General features: G+C 46.2%; 16 protein-coding genes. 5 read left to right on the top strand and 11 right to left on the bottom strand.

Annotated elements, in window-relative coordinates; translation table 11 throughout:
- Positions 1–14: 14 nt before the first annotated feature.
- On the bottom strand, positions 15–1,016 hold the full coding sequence (glk, locus tag BM736_RS07950) for a glucokinase (protein ID WP_076410675.1): 1,002 nt from the start codon (positions 1,014–1,016) through the stop codon (positions 15–17).
- Positions 1,017–1,154: 138 nt separating this feature from the next.
- On the opposite strand from glk, the gene BM736_RS07945 reads away from it, so the two are divergent.
- Positions 1,155–2,171, top strand: a complete 1,017-nt coding sequence (locus BM736_RS07945) for a LacI family DNA-binding transcriptional regulator (protein WP_076410673.1) — start codon at positions 1,155–1,157, stop codon at positions 2,169–2,171.
- 35 nt (positions 2,172–2,206) lie between these two features.
- Here the strand turns inward: BM736_RS07945 and BM736_RS07940 are convergent, their stop codons facing one another.
- The 4 genes from BM736_RS07940 to BM736_RS07925 all read right to left on the bottom strand — a co-directional run bounded on the left by BM736_RS07940 (position 2,207) and on the right by BM736_RS07925 (position 9,702).
- Positions 2,207–3,883: an alpha-amylase family glycosyl hydrolase gene (locus BM736_RS07940; RefSeq protein ID WP_076410671.1), complete on the bottom strand. Its 1,677-nt coding sequence runs from the start codon at positions 3,881–3,883 to the stop codon at positions 2,207–2,209.
- Between the two features lies 1 nt (position 3,884).
- Positions 3,885–5,381 carry an MFS transporter gene (locus BM736_RS07935; RefSeq protein WP_076410669.1) on the bottom strand — a complete coding sequence of 499 codons (1,497 nt, stop codon included), beginning with the start codon at positions 5,379–5,381 and terminating at the stop codon, positions 3,885–3,887.
- Positions 5,382–5,446: 65 nt separating this feature from the next.
- Positions 5,447–7,825, bottom strand: coding sequence for a TIM-barrel domain-containing protein (locus BM736_RS07930; RefSeq protein WP_076410667.1), 2,379 nt, complete (start codon positions 7,823–7,825; stop codon positions 5,447–5,449).
- Positions 7,825–9,702: an alpha-amylase family protein gene (locus tag BM736_RS07925; RefSeq protein WP_083699959.1), complete on the bottom strand. Its 1,878-nt coding sequence runs from the start codon at positions 9,700–9,702 to the stop codon at positions 7,825–7,827. Before BM736_RS07925 ends, BM736_RS07930 begins: the two co-directional genes overlap by 1 nt.
- A gap of 259 nt (positions 9,703–9,961) precedes the next feature.
- On the opposite strand from BM736_RS07925, the gene BM736_RS07920 reads away from it, so the two are divergent.
- From BM736_RS07920 to yecR, 3 genes are all read left to right on the top strand, one after another.
- Positions 9,962–11,566, top strand: coding sequence for an alpha-glucosidase (locus tag BM736_RS07920; RefSeq protein WP_076410665.1), 1,605 nt, complete (start codon positions 9,962–9,964; stop codon positions 11,564–11,566).
- Positions 11,567–11,991: 425 nt separating this feature from the next.
- The gene (locus BM736_RS07915) at positions 11,992–14,808 is read left to right on the top strand and encodes a TonB-dependent receptor (RefSeq protein WP_076410663.1); all 2,817 of its coding nucleotides are present in this window, start codon (positions 11,992–11,994) and stop codon (positions 14,806–14,808) included.
- Between the two features lie 259 nt (positions 14,809–15,067).
- Entirely contained in the window at positions 15,068–15,391 is a 324-nt protein-coding gene (gene yecR / locus BM736_RS07910) for a YecR family lipoprotein (protein WP_076410662.1), read from the top strand.
- Between the two features lie 25 nt (positions 15,392–15,416).
- Here yecR and BM736_RS07905 read toward each other — a convergent pair whose 3' ends face one another.
- A complete protein-coding gene (locus BM736_RS07905; protein ID WP_076410661.1) occupies positions 15,417–16,424 on the bottom strand; it encodes a sensor domain-containing diguanylate cyclase in 1,008 nt (335 codons plus the stop codon).
- 186 nt (positions 16,425–16,610) lie between these two features.
- Between BM736_RS07905 and BM736_RS07900 the strand changes: the two genes are divergently transcribed.
- Positions 16,611–16,823, top strand: a complete 213-nt coding sequence (locus BM736_RS07900) for a hypothetical protein (RefSeq protein WP_076410660.1) — start codon at positions 16,611–16,613, stop codon at positions 16,821–16,823.
- 90 nt (positions 16,824–16,913) lie between these two features.
- Here BM736_RS07900 and BM736_RS07895 read toward each other — a convergent pair whose 3' ends face one another.
- From BM736_RS07895 to dmpG, 5 genes are all read right to left on the bottom strand, one after another.
- On the bottom strand, positions 16,914–17,909 hold the full coding sequence (locus BM736_RS07895) for an amidohydrolase family protein (RefSeq protein ID WP_076410658.1): 996 nt from the start codon (positions 17,907–17,909) through the stop codon (positions 16,914–16,916).
- 29 nt (positions 17,910–17,938) lie between these two features.
- Positions 17,939–18,523: a 3-hydroxyanthranilate 3,4-dioxygenase gene (locus BM736_RS07890; protein WP_076410656.1), complete on the bottom strand. Its 585-nt coding sequence runs from the start codon at positions 18,521–18,523 to the stop codon at positions 17,939–17,941.
- Positions 18,524–18,525: 2 nt separating this feature from the next.
- Positions 18,526–18,960: a RidA family protein gene (locus BM736_RS07885; RefSeq protein WP_256717757.1), complete on the bottom strand. Its 435-nt coding sequence runs from the start codon at positions 18,958–18,960 to the stop codon at positions 18,526–18,528.
- Positions 18,961–19,036: 76 nt separating this feature from the next.
- Positions 19,037–19,822 carry a 2-keto-4-pentenoate hydratase gene (locus tag BM736_RS07880; RefSeq protein WP_076410652.1) on the bottom strand — a complete coding sequence of 262 codons (786 nt, stop codon included), beginning with the start codon at positions 19,820–19,822 and terminating at the stop codon, positions 19,037–19,039.
- A gap of 1 nt (position 19,823) precedes the next feature.
- On the bottom strand, positions 19,824–20,885 hold the full coding sequence (dmpG, locus tag BM736_RS07875) for a 4-hydroxy-2-oxovalerate aldolase (protein WP_076410650.1): 1,062 nt from the start codon (positions 20,883–20,885) through the stop codon (positions 19,824–19,826).
- Positions 20,886–20,890: the final 5 nt, after the last annotated feature.

Here is a 20,890-nt window from a genome sequence, read left to right as displayed (position 1 = left end):
CGAGCTTAACTCCCCTATTGACGCATACCACTATCGGCTAGCTCATTGGCTAAGAATATGGCCGAGCCGACAAGCGCCGCATTCGTATTGAGTGAGATATCCACCGGAATATCTCCCATATACTCAGTCATTAATCCTTTCGCTTTAAACGCCTGCTCGAACGGACTCGCTTTAACGAAGTCAATAAACCTTGGCAATACTCCGCCCCCTATTACCACGCCACCTCGTGCACCTTGGATCAAGGCGATATCACCAGCCACAGCCCCTAGCCACTGACAAAATAGATTTAAGGTTTGCTCACAAGTACTATCTTGGCCACTCACGGCTAAGCGTGACACATCGGCTGATTGATAGTGTTGTACTTGTTGCCCATTGACCTTAGCGACACATCGATAAAGCAATGCCAGCCCCGTCCCCGAGAGCAAGCGCTCAACACAGATGTAATCAAACTCCTCTTTCGCCGCTTGTAATATCTGCCATTGAAACTCATCTGCTGCAGCCAAAATAGTGTGGCCTCCCTCTGCAGCGCTCACTTGGTAACCTTTATTGGTATGCGCTAATGCAGCGACACCAAAGCCAGTACCCGCCCCAATCGCAGCAATTGGCGCTCCTGCGGCACCTGGCGCGTCAATAAGACGACTCATATCTTGTTGTGGCAAGTAAGGGGTTGCTTGGGCGAATGCGGCAAAATCATTGATAATGGATACGTGCTCTAAAGAAAACTTCTCCTCAATTCGACTCGCATTCACTTGCCAGTCTAAGTTGGTAAACTTTGCCTTGCCGTCTGAAACCGGCCCTGCGACCGCCATGCAAACCAAACCAGTATCAATCTGATGTTGCTCCCGGTAGGTTGCTAAAACATCACCAAGACTCGGGTAATTACCGCTGGCATAAGTCTCTTCATGGGATAATGAAATCTGTTCAAGCTGATGACTTTGCACCTCTGCTAAAGCAAATCGCGCATTGGTTCCACCCACATCTGCAACAATAATTTGTGAACCTTTTTTACGCGGCATAACGTTTCCCTACTAGTAAGTAATTTTATGTATTAGTCAGAGCCGTTTTTAGCCTTGGGCCTAAGGGTTAACGGCTTTCATTATCTTTTCAGTTCTGTATGATTAGTCCACTAAAAATAATAACTATATGGAGCCGTGATGCGCTCAAAAATAACATCGTTCGACATTGCCGAAAGAGCTGGCGTATCACAATCAACCGTATCACGCGCACTGAGTGACAGTCCCCTCGTCAATCAAGCAACCAAAGACAAGGTCTTAGCTGCGGCTAAAGAGCTAGATTACCGAGTCGATAAAAATGCCAGTAACCTTCGCCGGCAATCCAGTAACACCATAGCCTTACTGCTTTTTGAAGAAACGCCAGAGGGTACTGAAAGTATCAACCCTTTCTACCTCTCAATGCTAGGCTCAATCACTCGTGCATGTGCTAATCAAGGCTATGATCTATTAGTCTCATTCCAACAACTCAGCGATAATATGCATCGTGAGTATGAGGATGCACATAAAGCAGATGGCCTCATTCTGCTTGGCTATGGTAACTACCTAGACTACCATCAAAAGCTGCTAAATCTGCAATCTCTTGGCGCCCACTTTGTGCGTTGGGGAGCCACAGGAGAGCAATTTCCAGGTGTCACTATCGGTTGCGATAACCGAACAGGTGGTTTCGAACTCACCTCACTACTATTAGATAAAGGCTGCAATAACATCGCTTTTCTCGGTGATGTTTCAGCCAATAGCCCTGAACTGCAACATCGCTTTCAAGGTTATATAGATGCCCTAAATCAACGAGGCATCAATGCCAACTCATTCTTGCAGTTACACTGTGAGATTTCAGAAGAGTCTGGTTATCAAGCAACTAAGACCCTGCTGGCATCTGGAGCTAAATTTGATGCCATCTTTGGCGCCTGTGATTACATCGCTCTAGGCGCAATACGCGCGCTAAAGGAAGCCGATATTGCGATCCCACAAGCGGTAAAAGTTGTCGGCTTCGATGATATTCCTATGGCTAAATATGGCGTGCCTTCTTTAACCACCGCCCTTCAAGATCCTAACCTAGCGGGCAGAGAGTTAGTCCATTCACTGCTTAAGCTGATTAAAGATGAGCCCTGCGCCAGCCAAACCCTTGCAACTCAGTTGATGGTGCGTGACTCCACCTAATAATCAAATAGACGTACGTAGGGCAATTAGCAGTGCTACTTGTGAGCCATATGCACCTTTAGCGCAGCGATTAACTCTGGATTTGTGATCGCTCCGCGGTAGTGCCAAACCTTAAGATCATGAGCAGCAATCTCAGTACGTAGCTCAGTCTTTACTTTCACCTCTTGCCCACCTAACTGCTCGACCCAAAGCCCAGCTTGCAGCAGATTATTAATCTTCACCTCAGTGTTCGCATCTCCCTTGTTGAGCATAACTAAAGTGATTTCAGCATCAGCCTTACCGCCAAGCACACGTAAAAAACTGGCGGTATCATTGGAAAACTCAATATTAAGCTGCACACCGCGTTGCAATGTCGGCATAGATTTTCGAAGCTGGCCGACTCGCGACAGCTGTATATGAATTTTTGATGTTTTTGCCGCTTCCACTCCATCTTGACCTAAGTAGTTTCGATTACCTTCATGTTCAGCACGCCCACGCATAAAGCCCATTTCAGAACCATAGTAGATAACCGGAATACCGCGGCTGGTGAACAAGAAGTTATGGGCATCGATAAAGCCGTCATCACTCGCATTCATACGTGCCATATCATGATTATCATAAAAGGTGGTTAACTCATATGGGTTCACATAGGGCCCATGCGTTAAATGCAGCGCATCAACTAATTCAGCGTAGTCAGACGCTGGGTCTTCAAACACCTTAAGCATCTTCTCCTTAAGTGGAAAGTCGAGCACGCTATAACCACCATTCTTCGCTAAGGTATGCTGAGCGATAAAGTTCGCGTTATAGTCGAAACTTTCGGCAAACATGAAAAAGTTAGGGTGTTTACTGCGGATAGTATCGCTGACCGTTTTCCAAAAATGGTGGGGCATATGTTTGATGGTATCGACTCGAATCGCATCAGCGCCTTGCTCAATCCAATGCAAGTAAGCCTGAGTGAGATAGTCAACAACCGCAGGGTTATCTTGATTCAGATCTGAAAGCTGAGCGATATCCTTATGTCGATTATAGAAATCATGCAACGGGTTATTATCATCGAGCATCTCAGGAGCTAAATTCTGATGGTCGGCGACCAGCTCCCCCTTAGCATCAAACAATTGGCCAAATTTAGCTTGCTGCTCCGGCATCGTGAAGCTGGGGCTACCGTGATTAGCCACGATATCCAGCACAGATTTAATACCGTGTTGCTCACGCAATGTGTCACTGTAGGCTTTGAAGTTAAGACTCTCTGAGCCCCAGTGTTCATCTTCTTGATAAAAATTAGTTCCCCAGTAGCCATGGTAGCCCGTTTTGCCACCATCATTAAACTTGCCGCCAAACTCGATAGGAGTCCCTCCCGTAAAGGCTTCATCTGGGTTATCCCAGATAGGTGTGAGCCAAATAGCGGTAAACCCCATACTGCGAATATAGTCTGCATTGTTTAACACACCTTGGTAATCACCGCCCAAGTAGCCGACATTCGCCACTTTACCGTTAGGCCCTTTGAGCTCACGATTAAAGGTATGGGTATCACTCCCTTTTGCGCCGCCTTGTTGAACATGGTTATTACGCTTATCCCCATCGACAAAACGATCTGTCATAAGAAAATACACCGCCTCTTTGGCAAACGGGTGTAAGGTGCCGTAATACTCTGGCAGCTCAGGCTTTTCATCAGCAAGAGATGTACTGCTCACAACAAGCAGTGACAAAGCGGTTAAGCTCAATTTAGCACTCATATCATCTCCCCTTTACAGGCTTAACTAAGGCGGTGCATAGCGCTGCAATGACAAAACTCACCGCACCTATCACTAACGCATAAACGGGATTATTATCAAACAGGTTTTTCACTAACAAACCTAAGATGGTGGCGGCGAGTATCTGCGGAATAACGATAAAAAAGTTAAAGATCCCCATATATAACCCCATCTTCTTTGCACTGATAGAGCTGGCCAACATCGCATAGGGGAGCGACAAGATAGATGCCCAAGCAAACCCTATTCCCACCATAGAAAACAGTAAGTATTGCGGGTTTTCTATAAACAGAAAAGATAACAAGCCTAACGCGCCTAAAATCAGGTTAAAGCCATGGGACAGCCTGATCCCTAACTTGCGCACTAATAATGGGATCACCATGGCCGCAATCGCCGAAAAACCATTGTATGACGCAAACAAGACGCCTACCCAGTTAGCCCCTTCATTGAAGGCTTCAGAGGTAGCATCACTGCTACCAAAGTGAAATGAGGTGACTGCTGCAGTGGTGTAAATCCACATTGAAAATAGCGCAAACCAGGAAAAAAATTGCACCCAAGCTAGCTGCTTCATGGTATCGGGCATCAAGTACAAGTCATCAAACACCTGCCATAGCCCTTTGAGCTCACCTTCGCCTTTTTTCAACATAGCAACGACGAGTTGCAACATGCCAAACACCATCAGGCCAAAAGACAAGATATAGAGCTGAGGCTCAGCACCTAAGGTGTATACCAAAGCGGTTATCAGTGCACCTATCCCAAGATAGATAGCGGCCAAAAATTTAAATCGACTGCTGCTTGGCCCGGTTTGCTCGCTCTCATCGCCGCCATCGAACTGGCTTAACTCCTGAGGACTATACTCTTTGGTCGAAAACACTGTCCAGCCTACAGTCAACAGTAATACAGCGGCACCAAAATAGAAGGAAAACACCACGGAATCAGGTAACTGACCTTTTGGAGCAACATTACTGACATCAAGCCAGTTAGCTAAAATCCAAGGCAGCATAGATGCGACAACGGCACCAATACCGATAAAGAAGCTTTGCATGGCATAGCCTGTCGGGCGTTGCTTATCATTTAACTGATCGCCCACAAATGCCCTGAAAGGCTCCATAGAGACATTGATTGAAGCATCTAATATCCAAAGCATGCCAGCTGCAATCCATAACGTCGGCGAATGAGGCATAAAGACAAGTGCTAAAGATGTCGCGATTGCCCCATAAAGAAAATAGGGACGACGGCGACCTAACCGCGTCCAGGTTCTATCTGAGAAATACCCCACAATCGGCTGAACAATCAAACCTGTTATCGGGGCTGCAATCCATAAAATAGGGATCTCATCCATCGATGCACCTAAGGTTTGAAATATTCGGCTCACATTGGCATTTTGCAGTGCAAAGCCAAACTGAATCCCCAAAAAGCCGAAACACATATTCCATATCTGCCAAAAGCTTAGGTTTGGCCGTTCAAAGGTGTTGTTTTCCATGTCGATACCCTTTTTATTCTTATTCTAATATTACTTAGCATTTAGAATGCTAATAACCGATATGGCTACTTACCTTGTATTTCGACCTGAGTGTTATCTGCAGATAACATTAGCTCGAAGGTTAATTCTTGATCCTCTGAGTGATAAACAAACTTAACGGCTTCCCCGTCAACCAGTACCCTTGCAGGGCGCTGTTGCTGATGGTGGATCACGATTGAGAGTTGTCGCTGCGCAGGCTCTGACTGATAGCCCTTGCCCGTTGACCCAATAGCTATTAGATATGCCGAATCGGTGCGCTTAGCGCTGAACTGAAACAATCGATAGGCGCCTGTTGCTAAACTGTCTACGCTATTGCCATCATCTTCAAACATTTTCCCGGTCGCGCTTGAAACTGAACTATCCACATAATGGTGTAATGTCAGTTGCTTAGAAGAGTAATCATCGCTCGACTGAACCACATCAACCATAGGGATAAATGCACCCGCTTTAATAAGCACAGGTAAGGTATTGATATCTGTTGCTTGAGTGATCACTTTTCCGCCGAGAAAACGCTGGCCGCTGAAATAATCAAACCATACGCCTTTAGGCAAGTTCACTTTGACACTTTTTATCCCAGGTTCAACCACTGGCGTCACCAAAAAGCTATCTCCCCAGAGATATGAATCTTTATTGTCTAACATTTCCATGTCATCAAACTCAAAGGCGAGTGGGCGCATCAGAGGCATTCCAGAGGTGCTGTGCTCATAACTTAAGGTGTAGTTATAAGGCAGCATCTGATATCTGAGCTGAATAAAACGTTTAATAATCGCTTGGGTCTTCTCATCATGGAAGATAGGTTCTGGGGCGATATTATCCTGACCATGGGGACGGTATACAGGCTGAAAAACCCCATATTGCATCCAGCGAGTGTAAAGTTCAGCATCGAACTTATCGCCGCCCGCAAACCCACCTAAGTCTGAGTGAATGTAGCCAAATCCCCATAACCCCATCTGTAGCGCAAGTTCAACTTGTGGCTTTAGTCCGCCCCAAGAGCGACTCACATCACCCGTCCATGGCACCATGCCATAGCGCTGTGAGCCTAAGAAGCCTGCACGCATCATAATAAACGGACGTTGCTCTGGGCGATGTTTCGCTTCAAAATCTGCCACCATCTTAGCCCACTGATGGCCATAGGCATTATGGATCTCATCGGCGGTGCCGATAGCATGTTGAGTATCGCCTGGATGCACCTCTGGCTCACCGAGATCCCCCCACCAGCCAGCAACGCCTTGCTCTGCAAGCTCCTGATAGATATCCCCAAGCCAAGCTTGCCCCTGAGGCGAAAACAGATCAATTAAGCCTGTGTTACCGAAGTAAAAATCAAAGGTTTTAGGCTCACCTGCCAAATTGGTTGCCAGTGCCTTACTCGCAACAGCATCGTCCCAGCGCTTAGAGGTGGTGAGTATAAACGGCTCAGAAATAAGCACAGTTTTCACCCCTTTATTCCTAAAGCTTTTGATCATTTCAGTCGGGTTTGGCCAAGCGATTTTATCCCAGGCAAGATTGCCCATATGCCCTTTGACATCTTTACCGAACCAATAGAGATCAAGCACTATCGCATCTAACGGGATACCTTTGGCAATAAACTCATCCACCACCATCTCAGCTTCGGCCTGAGTACGATAGCCAAAACGTGAGGCAAAATTGCCTAGTGTCCAGCGATTGGGCAGAGGTTGGTATCCAGTGACTTGTGAGTGAAGCTTAACTAACTCCGCATAACTTTTTGCACCCGAGACGATATAGCTAGTGCGTCCAGCGACAGCTTCAAACTGCAACACATCCTTTTCGGTAGCACCAAGGTCAACATGGCCGCTGGCGCTATTATCGAACATAATAGAATATCGATTTGATGACATGACCGCCGGAACACTAAAGTACATCTGCTCTGACTTGGTTTCATAACCATAGTGAGCGCGGTTATAAAGCGGCAGACGATGACCACGTCTATCCATACCTAAGACACGCTGACCTGCACCTAGCAGCTTTTCATCATCATTTAGCGTAAAGCGAAATCCACTCAATGTTTCAGTGTGAAAAAAACCAACTTCCTCTTTGGCTATCGGCTTTCCCTGATAAAAGTAACTAATTCTGACTGGGCGCTTGTCAATCACAGCACTGATATCTCCAGCAGAAAATGTTACAGCTTCATCAGTTTGAGTCACATGGGCGGTCACCGATGATGGCGTTCTGGCAATGGCGAAACTGGGCAGCTGTTTCACGCCACTTGGCTGATAATGGGTCTCGATAGCCTGAGTATTTAACGCCGTTAAGCTCAGTGCTCCTTCATCAGTCTTAATCACCAGTTTCCCATCAAGTAATTGGTGGGACTGATAGTCGGCTGATAAAACTGAGAATGAACAGGCTGCAACAATAATGGCAGCAATATTAACCTGTAATGTTTTCATTATTTGTCCCAACTCAGTACTTTGCTCTCTAACGCTTCAAGCGTCACTTCGGCAGTTAACTGGCCATCTTGCATCTCAAATGTCAGTTCACTCAGCTCACCCAAACGCTCGCTAAATATAAGGCTCTGGTTAACCTGCCACTCTTTAGTTACCGTCTCTGGGAGCACTATATTGAACGTTTTTTCAGAGTGAGAGAAGTTAGCCAACACCAAGAGTTTTTGTTGCTCACTCCAGCGAACAAAACTGGCCACCTCAACAGGGTAATCGACACTATTATCACGATTGAACTGATAAATAGACTGATACTGACCTGAATGCACCGCCGGTAACTGACTGAGCGCCAGCAAGCTTTGGTAGAAGCGTCGCAGTGATAGCTCCTCAGGGTGAGATTGGCCGCCATCAAACTTGCCACCATTGTTAAAGCGGATCATTGTCGGCACCCCGACATAATCGAAGATACTGGTCCGGCTTGGCTGACCAAAACCACCCACCTCAGCGCCCTGCTCACCGAACTCTTGAGCAAAGTAAACTAACGTAGGCGAAGTGCCGATTAAGCTTGATATCACCATAGCAGGTTTACCTACTATGCTTGAGCCCGCAAACTCTGGTGAGGCGATACGCTGCTCATCATGGTTTTCCAAGAAGTGCAGCATATGAGTTTCAATATCTAACACCTCTTGATGCGCCGTAAAGACCTTATCAAGTTCCCCCTTCCCCTGCATGACAGCTTTAAGGGCATCATAAAAGCCCACCTTGTCATAGAGGTAATCCATACGACCTAAGTGAATATAGTCTCGATACAAGCTAGGGTTATATACCTCAGCGATAAGTGTCGCTTGGGGATTTTTATGCTTTATCTGACTGTTTAAGTAGCTCCAAAACGCCACAGGAACCATCTCAGCCATATCGAACCTGAAGCCATCTACATCTTTATCAAGCCAATAAAATGCAATATCTCTCATTTTAATCCAGCTTGGAGGCAGATCTTTTCCCTGCCAAAACTGATAATGTTCAGCGGTACTTGCCGTGCTCAGAGATTGTGGCAGTCGAGCAAAGTCATAACTACCATCAGGCCTTACGCCGTAGTTAATTTTTACAGTCTCATACCAATCATGCTTATTAGGTTGAGCTACACGGGAGCCATTTCCAGTCCATTTTGCAGGGCTCTCTGAAAACACTCCATCACTTAGCGGGTGGAATTCACCGCCTAAGGGCTGCTCATTGGGAGATAACTTGGGCACGACAAAGTCTTGTCCAACGACATAATAGAAGTCATTACTTCTTGAGTAAGTTTTGCTTTTATCATCATTAGCACCGAGATCGATAACGCCCTTCGGCTTAGTGATAGAGGTATAATTTCTAGCCACATGATTAGGCACAATATCGATAATCACTTTGAGGCCATGTTCATGGGTACGCTTAATCAGTGATTCAAACTCCGATAAGCGCTTAGAGGGGTTAACGGCAAGATCGGGATTAACATTATAGTAATCCTTAATAGCATAGGGAGAGCCCGCTAGCCCTTTGACGACATCGGGGTCATCATTGCTAATACCAATTTCGCTATAGCCTCTTATTACCCCATGATGCAACACGCCTGTGTACCAAACATGGGTCACACCAAGATCACTAATACTGTTTAATGCGGCACTATTGATGTCGTTAAACTTACCCACACCATTTTGCTCTATGGTTCCCCAAGGAATATTGGTGCTATTTTGATTGCCATATAAACGGGTAAACATTTGGTAAACAACGGGCTTTGAGGCTAAATCACTGCTTTTTTCCTGTGTAGGCTTAGCGTCGGGCTGTTGAGCGCCGCAGCCAGATACTTGCAAACCGACAACTCCCCAGAGAAGTAAAGAAAATAATCGCATGTTTCACCCTATTGTTATTATTTGAATGTATGTAGAGATACCGACCGAGCGATATAGAAAATAGTAATGTGAACCAATATCACTGCACAACATCTTGCATACGTATTCAGCACCACAAAAATAACAAATTCATTACCTACCCGTTAACTCGCTGGATAAACGACAAAAAAATAAACTTTGATGCATACGTATGCATCACATTGGCTTTATAAAAGCGCTAGCGTATTCTGAAAAAAAGTAAAACAGTAAAGGGTAAACAATGAGTGAGCATACTTGGTGGCGTGGTGCCGTTATCTATCAGATCTATCCTCGTAGTCTGCAGGACAGTAATGGCGATGGTATCGGTGATCTGCGCGGCATAATTAATCGCCTTGATTACATTGCCAGTTTAAACATAGATGCAATTTGGATCTCACCATTTTTTACTTCACCGCAAAAAGATTTTGGTTATGATATCGCTGATTACCGCGACGTCGACCCCATGTTTGGCACCTTAGCTGATTTTGATGAGTTGATCGAAAAAGCCCATAGCCTTGGGGTTAAGGTGATGATAGATCAAGTGCTTAGTCACACCTCCTATGAGCATGAGTGGTTTAAAACCTCCAGAGAGAATCACACCAACCCTAAGCATGACTGGTATGTATGGGCCGATGCCAATGAAGATGGCACCCCGCCTAATAATTGGCAATCCATTTTCGGTGGGCCTGCTTGGCAATGGGAGCCTCGTCGCTGCCAATACTACCTGCATAATTTCTTAACCGAGCAACCTGATCTCAACTTCCATAACAGCGAAGTACAGCAAGCTGTACTAGATAATGTTGAGTTCTGGCTCAAACGAGGCGTTGATGGACTAAGGCTAGATGCAATTAATTTTTGCTTCCACGACGCCCAACTTCGCGACAACCCTGCAAAACCTCTCGAACTCAGAGAAGGACGTGGCTTTTCTGAAGATAATCCCTATGCTTTTCAATATCATCACTACAACAATACTCAACCAGAGAATATCGGCTTTATTGAAAAAATCCGTGCCCTACTAGACCGTTACCCAGGCACTGCCGCCCTAGGTGAAATATCCAGTGAAGACTCACTGAAAACCATGGCGGAATATACAGAAAAGGAAACAGGCCTTCATATGGGTTACAGCTTTGAGCTGTTGACCGATGATTTTTCACCACAATATATTCGTGAGACGGTATCGAGATTAGAGAGCAACATGACAGAGGGTTGGCCATGCTGGTCGATTTCAAACCATGATGTGACTCGAGTAGCGACGCGATGGGGCGGTAAGACTCCCTCCAGCGACTTAATAAAAATGCTGACCCGTTTAGTCAGCTCACTGCGCGGTAGCATATGCATGTTTCAAGGCGAGGAACTCGGCTTGCCTGAGTCTGAGTTAACCCTCGACCAGCTACAAGACCCCTACGGCATCACATTCTGGCCCACTTTTAAAGGCCGAGATGGCTGTAGAACGCCTATGCCTTGGCAAGCCGATCAAAAAAATGCAGGCTTTAGTACAGGTAAACCTTGGCTACCAGTCAGTGATGCCCATCTCCCGTTAAGTGTCTCAGAGCAGGAGCAAAACCCTCTGTCCCCCCTTAACCACTATCGCCAATTTATGGCATGGCGCAAAAACCAAACAGCTTTGGTTGATGGAGAGATTGAGTTTATCGACGCCCCCGAAGGTGTGTTGGCTTTTTACCGAGAAAATCAGCAGCAAAAGCTGTTAATCGCTTTTAACCTGACCGATAGGCAAATACAGATGCCATCGCAAGGTCAGCTTCTCCAAGATCAGGCCCCTTCAAGCAGTTTAAATGAGAGCACATTGACTCTTGCCCCCTTCGGCAGCGCTTTTATTCAGTGCTAAATTCAACTTCGTAAATCCGTCACTTGCATTAATAACTTGAGTCAGTAGCCCCCCTACTGGCTCAAGTTTTTTATTTATAAGCACTCACTTCCTACAATCCTGCCTTCCTGCCTTCCTGCCTTCCTGCCAATAGTATCCATAACGGGATGCATCAAGAGTGTTCACACTCTCAGCTCAGCAGAAATTAAGACCTCTTTTAGTTCACGAGCGCTCGAAAGCTCGAACTCATGCCGCTTTTCCCGACTTTTGTGCTCGACTGGCGTGATTACCAAACAATTACAAAAGAATTACCTTTGAATACGTATGCACCAAATTGATAACCTCTCATTAACGTGGTTCCATATGTTTGATGACCAGATAAGAGTCAGTAAAAGTCGCAGCGGTTAATTCAAACCCTGCAGCTTTACACATAAAGGGAATGAAATATGCCAACGTTTAAACTCAGTACCGTGACACTCGCACTGTTAGCATCAGGCCTCACCTTTCCATGTTATGCAGTAGAAAAGGTTAACGACAAGCAAGCAATTGAAGATGATGAGATAGAGGTCATTGAAGTCAAAGGCTTTAAAACCAGTGTGATTAAATCATTAAACAGTAAACGTTTTGCCGATACTGTTACTGAAACAATCTCAGCCGATGACTTAGGGGCTTTACCTGATGTATCAATTGCCGATGCGTTGACACGGTTACCAGGTGTGACGGCGGTAAGAACAGGCGGACAAGCCAGCGGCCTTAATATTCGCGGCCTCGATGGCGCCTTTGTTCAAGCGACACTTAATGGTCGTGAGCAAGTGACGACAGGTGGCTCAAGGGCCATTGAATTTGACCAATATCCTTCAGAGTTAATTAACCAAGCCCAAGTCTACAAATCACAAAAAGCATCGCTTATTGAAGGTGGTGTTGCTGGCTCTGTAGAGCTTAAGACTGCAGACCCACTGCAAGCGGCAAAAGAGCATAACTTCAGTGTTAACCTAAGGGGAAGTTTCAATGACTCTGCCGGTGATATTGCAGATGCAGAGGAGTTTGGGAACCGCTTAAGTTTCTCTTACCAAGGTAAGTTTTTAGAAGAGACATTAGGTGTTGCCGTAGGCTACGCCCACCTTTACCAGCCTTATGTATCGAATCAGTTTATTGGGCTTAGGTTTAATGATGCGAAAATGGACGTCAATGGTGATGGCGTTGATGAGTCAATCAGTGAAGGTTTCGAGATGCAGCAAAAGGGTGGCACTGATACCCGTGATGGTTATATGGGCGCCATTCATTGGCAACCTAGTGATAACCTCAGCATTAAGGGCGATCTGTTTCACTCAAAATTTGATTCTGAAAACTATGCCCGTGGCTTTAGGGTCAAGCACCTAAAGAATGGCAACATTTCAGATGCCACTGTTGATAACGGCTCCATGACGGGGGGTACTGTGTCTACCGACGGCACTGATAACTTTGCCGTATTTGTCGTCAATGACAACGATTCTAAAAAATCAGAGCTGACCTCAGGGGCTATCAATGTCGAGTGGAACAACGGTGAGAACCTAACCATTGCGGCAGATATTAGCTACTCAAGTGCAGACGGAGAATTCGTCAATGGCGGTACGCGCGCCGTGGTTTATGATGATATGGGCAATCAAATCCGCTCAGCAGAATCTATCAGTTACCAACTCAACGGCTTAAACCCTGCTGATGTTAATTTCAGTGAAGATTATACCAACACCAATACGCTCGGTTTACGTGAAGTCGGTATGTGGCCATATGACCAACAAAATGAGCTGATGGCGTATAAGCTTGATATTAATTATCAACTCGATAACGATTTCATCTCCTCTATCGATTTCGGTGTGAGATACTCTCAGCGTCAATTTGATGCCCAACGCTCGCAAGCTGGATACGGCTCTGAGTTTGGTAATAATCCAGACCATATGCCAGTGATAAAGCTCACCGATGATATGGTTTCTGTGGTCGATTTCGGCGGTAACTTATCTGGCTATCCTAGCTTCTTAAAGATTGATTTTGATAAAGCGGTCGATCTGGTCAATGCTGAGCTAGCGGCAAATGGACAAGGCCCTTTCACGCCAACCCAGAACTGGGAAAATAACTGGACCATGATTCAAAGTGGCTCAGTCAACGAAGATGTATTAGCAGGTTATATACAAGCTAATTTAGACTTTGAGATAGGCTCACTACCTGTCACCGGTAATATCGGTGTAAGAGTCGTCAACACAGATCAATCCAGTGATGGCTTACAGCAAGTTGGCTTTGGGCTAGGTGAAGAGATTGTTGATGGAAAAGGCGTGGTCAGTACCGATTACATCCACCATACCTCAGGTAAGGAGTACACAGACTACCTGCCTTCACTCAACTTAAACTTCCACCTAACAGACAATGACCAGATCCGAATTGCCGCAGCATCGGTGATGGCGCGCCCACCTATTGATAAATTAAAGTCAGGTGTAGGCTCTTGGTATGATGACTCGGCAACACCAGGCCATAAAAAGTATAATGCGTGGGGTAATACCAGCCCACTGCTGGATCCTTTCTACGCTGACCAATTTGATATCTCCTATGAGCGTTACTTTAGTGACACTGAGGGCGCGTTTGCACTGGCGCTGTTCTACAAAAATATTAAATCCTTTATTAATGACTTCACTATTCAGCCCTATGATTTCGTAGAGGGTGGCTTTATTGTCCCTGATACTGTTGTTATTGATGGTGTTGAGTACCCTGTTGAGAAGAATGAAGGTCAATATCAAACAGCGGTTAATAACGATAATGGCGGTTACATTCGTGGTGTCGAAGTTACCTATACACAGATGTTTGATTTCCTTCCTGATGCCTTCAGCGGCTTAGGGTTCATGGGGAGTTACTCATACTCTGACAGCGAAGTGGAGTTTGAAACAGACTTGAGCGGAGACAGCTTGTCTATCCCTCTACCGGGTCTGTCTGAGCATGTGGCAAATACCACACTGTTTTATGGTTACGAAGGGTTCGATACGCGTATCAGCATGCGATACAGAAGTGATTATGTCTCTGAGCAGGTTGCAGTTGAATCTCAGCTAGCCTTCTTCGATTCTGAAACCATTTTTGATTATCAGGCATCTTATGCGTTCGATAACGGTCTTAAAATGTTATTTCAGGTCAATAACCTCACAGATGAAGCGAATAAAACTTACTTCGGTGAGCCACATCAAACGGGTACGATTCAGTCCTTTGGCCGCCAATACTACATGGGCGTAAGTTACTCTATGTAGATATTAATAATCGAGTATCACCATTGCTAAATGAGTGACACATAAAGCAGCCTTTCGTCTTGAATAGGCTGCTTTTTTATTATCAAAAATTTGGCATCTACTGTTTCAATCATGTTACATCCCTTTAAGCTACCGTTACATCCGCTTAGATTTAGAACACTAGTACTTAATTGATGAAGTTTAATTGTGCTTTATCACGCACTTCCACTATGATGCTGAAAATCTATGCATAGCCCTTTCACACGGTAATATCTCAACCATGCAGACTTATATCACACGACTCGCACTCACTTCAGTCATCGCAGCCACGCTGGTTGGCTGTACTTCAATGAAAACGATGGAAGCCACTGGCGGCAGTTTAGCTGATGGAATAATTGAATTGTCTTACACTCGCAGCCCAAGTGAAACATCCAAATTTGACGAGCAAGATGCGCTGAAAACGGCAAAGAAAAGATGTAAGGCCTGGGGATTTAAAACCGCAGATGCTTTCAGCGGTCTACAGACAAGTTGCCGAGACAGTGTTGACTCAAAATGTGCTGTTTACCTAGTGACTAAAAAGTATCAATGTATCGGGAAAGGGTAATACCTATCTAGGCTAGGTATTACCACTAACTCACCGCTTTGATTAATATCGGAGTCAAGGGCTCATGAACTTGCCAAAAAGCATAAGCATGCTTGCCCCTTTGCTTCACCTGATACATGGCTCTGTCCGCATGTTCACAGGTCTCGATAAATGGATCTGAATCGGTAAATAGGCTAATACCGATACTTAAGCCAAGTTGAACTTCACAGCCATCGACTTCAATCGTTTCTTGATAGTGCAGCAAAATGCTCTGAGCCACTGCACTGAGCTCGGCTTTATCAAGCTGCGGATATAAAATCACAAACTCATCGCCGCCAAAACGAGCCAGTTTGGCAAACTCACCGACTTTATCTTGTAAAGTCTGAGCAACATCAATGAGCACCAGGTCCCCTAGTCGGTGGCCATGCTTATCATTCAGTAGCTTGAAACCATCTAAGTCGATAAAAAACAGTGCGCCTCCACCAGGTTCGTTCACCGCCTGATACTCATAAAAAGCCTGTTCAAATGCCTTGCGGTTAAGTAGGTGTGTGAGAGGGTCACAATGAGCCAGTCTGGCTAAATCTAGCTCGTAGCGCTTCTCTTGAGTGATATCGATATGGGTGCCCATCATACGAAGTGGCTGGCCATCATCACTATACTCCACGATACGGCCTCTATCTGATACCCAGCTAATACTGCCATCTTTATGCAACATGCGATGTACCGCTTGATAAGACTCAGCCTTACCCGCAACATGATCTTCAAAAGCGGCAATCACCCAATCTCTGTCTTCAGGGTGTAAATTCCCCTTCCAGCTATCGACGTGAGCAGCAAGCTCTTGTTCTGAGTAACCGAGTAGATGCCCCCACTCACGATTAAAAATAGTGAGGTTGCCGCTGGGAATATGTTGCTGCCATAGGCACAAACCAGTGCCATCTAAAGCGGCAGATAACTTCTCCTCGACACTGCGTTTCTGCCTTTTTAGCGCAAGATTTTCATCTTGTAACGCCTTGAGTTCAGCCTGTAACTGCTCTGTGGTTTTATCCGCGCACATCTCCCCTCATCCCTAACATACTTTTTATATGGTCCTTTTATGAGCTTAACGGAATGGCGTGTCGTATTAAAGAGAAAAAGGCGCCTTCACTAACACGCCTAATGACAAATAGAGAAGTGTTACCACTAATAATGGCCTGATAGCCGCATGTAGGCTCCTCTACAGAGAAAGGATTAAAAATGCACTTTGGCTGGTAAGAACGACACATCTCAATCAGCTTGGGTGGGCTATGCCACGGTTGAGTGCCTAGCGGATTCAGTAAAGCGAGCTTTAGCAGGTGGAGCCAGTGAGATCTCAAGCTTTGAGATCCCCTATATTGGTTCAGTTTCAGTACTCAAAGATCCCGCAGGACAAGCGATACATTTGATTGAGTACAAAGCAATGGGCGGCCCGCAGTAAACAGTAACGCGACATAAAAATGGCTATCACCTTGATAGCCATTGTTAGACACTTAATCCCTTGAGAGCATAAATAGTCGATGCTTTACGCTTACTCTATGCCAAAGAACTTGAGTGAGTTCTCACCTAAAATTCGGCGTTTACTCAGCTCAGACAAGGTATCATGCTCGCGAACCAGCTTGCCTACAGATTGTTCTCCCAGTGGAAATGGCGAGTCAGACCCCATCATCACCCTGTCATCCCCCATCACTTTTGTCAGTAACTCCAGTGACTCATTGCTGAATACCGCTGAGTCGACATAAAACCTGTCTGTATAAGATGATGGAATATTCGGACAATCTTGGCGCACTATGTCTCTGTGTTTCCAAGCGTTATCGACGCGGCCTAATTGAAAGGCAAAACTGCCGCCGCCGTGTGCAAAGCAGAGTTTAAGATCTTTGGATATACGCTCGAATGCACCAGAGAGTATCAGTGAGAGCACCCCAAGCTGTGTTTCAGCAGGCATGGCCACCAGCCACTGCAGCATATACTTATTCATTCTTTCGCGGCCAAGCATATCCCAAGGGTGCACTAAAACTGGAATATCTTCACTCGCGCAGTGCTGCAGGAAGGTCACGAGTCCCTCATCATCCATATCTTTATTGCCGACATGGTTGCCAATTTGCACCCCTAAATGCCCCGTCTTTTTCGCTCGGCTAACCTCGATACAAGCAGCATCGATATCTTGCAATGGTACTTGGGCAAGCGCCTTTAAGCGGTTTGGGTTATGACTACAGATCTCCAATGCTAAATCATTAAAAATCTCTGCGCACTCAGCTGCTTGATGCGCCGGGCGCTCATAATTAAACAGTACAGGTGTGGCGCACATAATCTGAATATCGACGCTATCCCTGTCCATCTCTTCCAGGCGAACAGAAGGGTCCCATAGCGCCTCATAAACGGGGCGAAACTCCTTGTCCCCCACCATGATCATCGCCTTACCGGGCTCTGTATGTCTCATCCAGGGCCAATCTTGGCTGCCAAACTTTTTAGCGAGATCCGGCCACTGCTTTGGCAGGAAATGGGTATGCATATCGACGACTGTCATAAACTATCCTTATTTTTTGCTGCCAATGGCTAGACTAGTTCAACTTCTGCTTGGTTATTATTACGTGCAGGCGTTGCCGCTACTGGGTGTATGGCGCTGCAACTCGGGCACGTTCTCAATGTTTCATCTGCGGCAAAGGCCTGAAATACCGGCGCTAAATCTTTTGAAATATCGACCAGTTGCATCTCGGCGCGGTGCACTAAGTGATTACACGTTTGGCAATACCACTCGAAAGCATCTTTATCGCCATCAGGGCGCTTAGGTTCAATCACTAAACAGATGCTGCCCTCTTCTGGGCGCTGGGGAGAATGGCGTACATGCGCGGGTAGTAGAAATATATCCCCCTCCTGCATATGTAGCTCTTCAGGGCCATTTTCGGTCATGATGCGCAGGAAAGCATTCCCTTTCATCTGATAGAAAAACTCTTCAACAGGGTCGTCATGGTAGTCATAACGTTGATTCGGGCCGCCAACAACTGTCACCATAAGATCTGCATCTTCCCAGATAAGCTTATTGTTCACTGGTGGCTTTAATAGATGCTCATGCTCCTTAATCCACTGCTGAAAATTAAAGCTGGCCAACTTGCTAACACTCTTTATTAATGGAGTCGCCATGGTTATTCTCCTTTCTCTTTATTAACAGGGCAGTAAGCCACGGCTTTTATCTCAATCAGTAGATGTGGATGTGGCAGCTGATGCACGGCAACGGTCGTACGACTCGGTCCAGTTTCATCGAAGAACTCACTATAAACGCGGTTATAACCACCAAAATCATTCATATTGACCAGGTAACTACTGATCTCGACCACATCATTTAAACTGCCACCAGCCTCAATAAGAATGTCACCGATATTTTCAATCACAGTGCGGGTCTGAGCCTGAATATCGAGATTGGTCGTGCCCATCTCATCGACATCAACGCCATCAAAACTATTGTCAGGGCGACGCGAGCTGGTGCCGGAAACAAATACAAAATCTCCAGCGCGTTTATAGTGTGGGAAGGTCCCTCTGGGCTTAGCTTTACCACTAATTACTTGGCTATCTTTTGCCATATCCATGTCCACCTTTTATTATTCTTCTCTGTTCAATCAGTTACTCAGCGCTCATTCATAACCATGAATCAAACGCTTATTTCGCGACGGTAAATTCAGCGCAGCCTAATTTTTCACTGTGCAATTTAACGTGAACCCCAGGCGTAAGCGCCTCTGCTGCCGTCGCAGCGCCAGCCAGTACAATAGAGCCTGCAGGCAAGGTCTTGCCCGCTTCACCAGCAACGCGAGCAGCGGCGACAAGTGAGCGATAAGGATTACCTAAGATGGCAGCGCTCGAGCCAATTTTCGCGGCTACGCCATCTATCTCCATCACCATGCCAAGGTTTGATAGATCGAGTCCTGCCGCTTGCCAGGCCCCGATACAAAAACCGGTCGATGAGCAGTTATCAGCAACCACATCTTCAAGGGAGAACTTAAAATTACTGTAGCGTGAGTCAATAATCTCAAGCGCTGGCGCCACAGCTTCAACCGCTGCCATCGCTTCACTCATAGACACTTGCCCTGATAGCGGCTTTTTCAATAAGAAAGCGATCTCAGGCTCCACTCTTGGATGTATGTAGCGGCTAAAATCTGTTTCGCCGCCATCTTCAATCGCCATGGCATCTGTTAAAGGGCCCCAGATCAGGTCATCGACTCCCATCTGCAACATCTTGGCGCGGCTAGTAAAGCCCATCTTGATGCCGACTAATCGCTCGCCACGTTCAATACGACGGGCAACAGAGAGTGCTTGTACTTCATAGGCTTGAGTCAGAGTTAACTCATGACCTTGATGGGACAGTTGCTCAATAGCCTCGGCATTCATCGCAGCGCCATCGACTATCTCGGCAACACTTGCTAATGCTGGATTTGATTGCTGGCTCATATTAACTTCCCACCCTAATGTCTTTTGCTTTAGTTTTAAGAATATCCAGCGCCACATCGACTATCATGTCTTCTTGGCCCCCCACCATATTGCGGTTCCCCAGCTCCACGAGAATTTCTCGAGTATCGAGACCATAGGTCTGAGCGGCTTTCTCTGCGTGACGTAAAAAGCTTGAATAAACACCGGCATAGCCAAGAGACAGGGTTTCACGGTCGACTTGTACGATACGGTCTTGCAGGGGACGCACTAGGTCATCGGCAGCGTCCATTAAGGTGTATAGATCTGTACCATGATCCCAACCTAATCGGCTCGCGGCTGCGATAAACACCTCAAGCGGTGCATTACCCGCACCAGCGCCCATACCTGCAAGTGAAGCATCAATACGATTGACGCCGTTTTGCGCGGCAACGATTGAGTTCGCGACGCCCAGTGACAAATTGTGGTGAGCGTGAATGCCAATTTCAGTTTCAGGTTTTAACACCTTTTTATAGGCTTGTACCCGCGCCGCCACATCATCCATATTCATCGCGCCACCTGAGTCGACCACATACACAGCTTGTGCGCCGTAGGACTCCATCAGCTTGGCCTGCTCAGCCAGCTTTTCAGGACTATTCATGTGGGACATCATCAAGAAACCCACGGTATCCATGCCGAGCTCACGAGCATATTCGATGTGCTGACGGGAGATATCACCTTCCGTGCAATGGGTCGCAACACGTACTGAGCGCACTCCTGCATCCCACGCCCACTTAAGGTCTTCCTTCACTGCAATACCTGGCAGAATGAGCGTGGTCAGCTTAGCGTGAGTAACGACATCGGCTACGGCCTCAATCCACTCTTTATCTGTGTTGGCACCAAAGCCATAATTAAAGCTTGAGCCACCTAAGCCATCGCCATGGGCGACCTCAATCGCATCAACGCCTGCGGTTTCTAAGGCTTTGGCAATCGTCTGCACATGCTCAATGCTGTACTGGTGACGTATGGCATGCATGCCATCACGTAGGGTCACATCTTGAATGTACAACTTGTTATTGGTTGAAACTGTGTTGGTTGAATCAGTCATATCAA

This window comes from Shewanella sp. UCD-KL12 (assembly GCF_001957125.1).
GTDB lineage: Bacteria > Pseudomonadota > Gammaproteobacteria > Enterobacterales > Shewanellaceae > Shewanella.
This window is presented reverse-complemented; position numbering and strand designations above follow the sequence as displayed.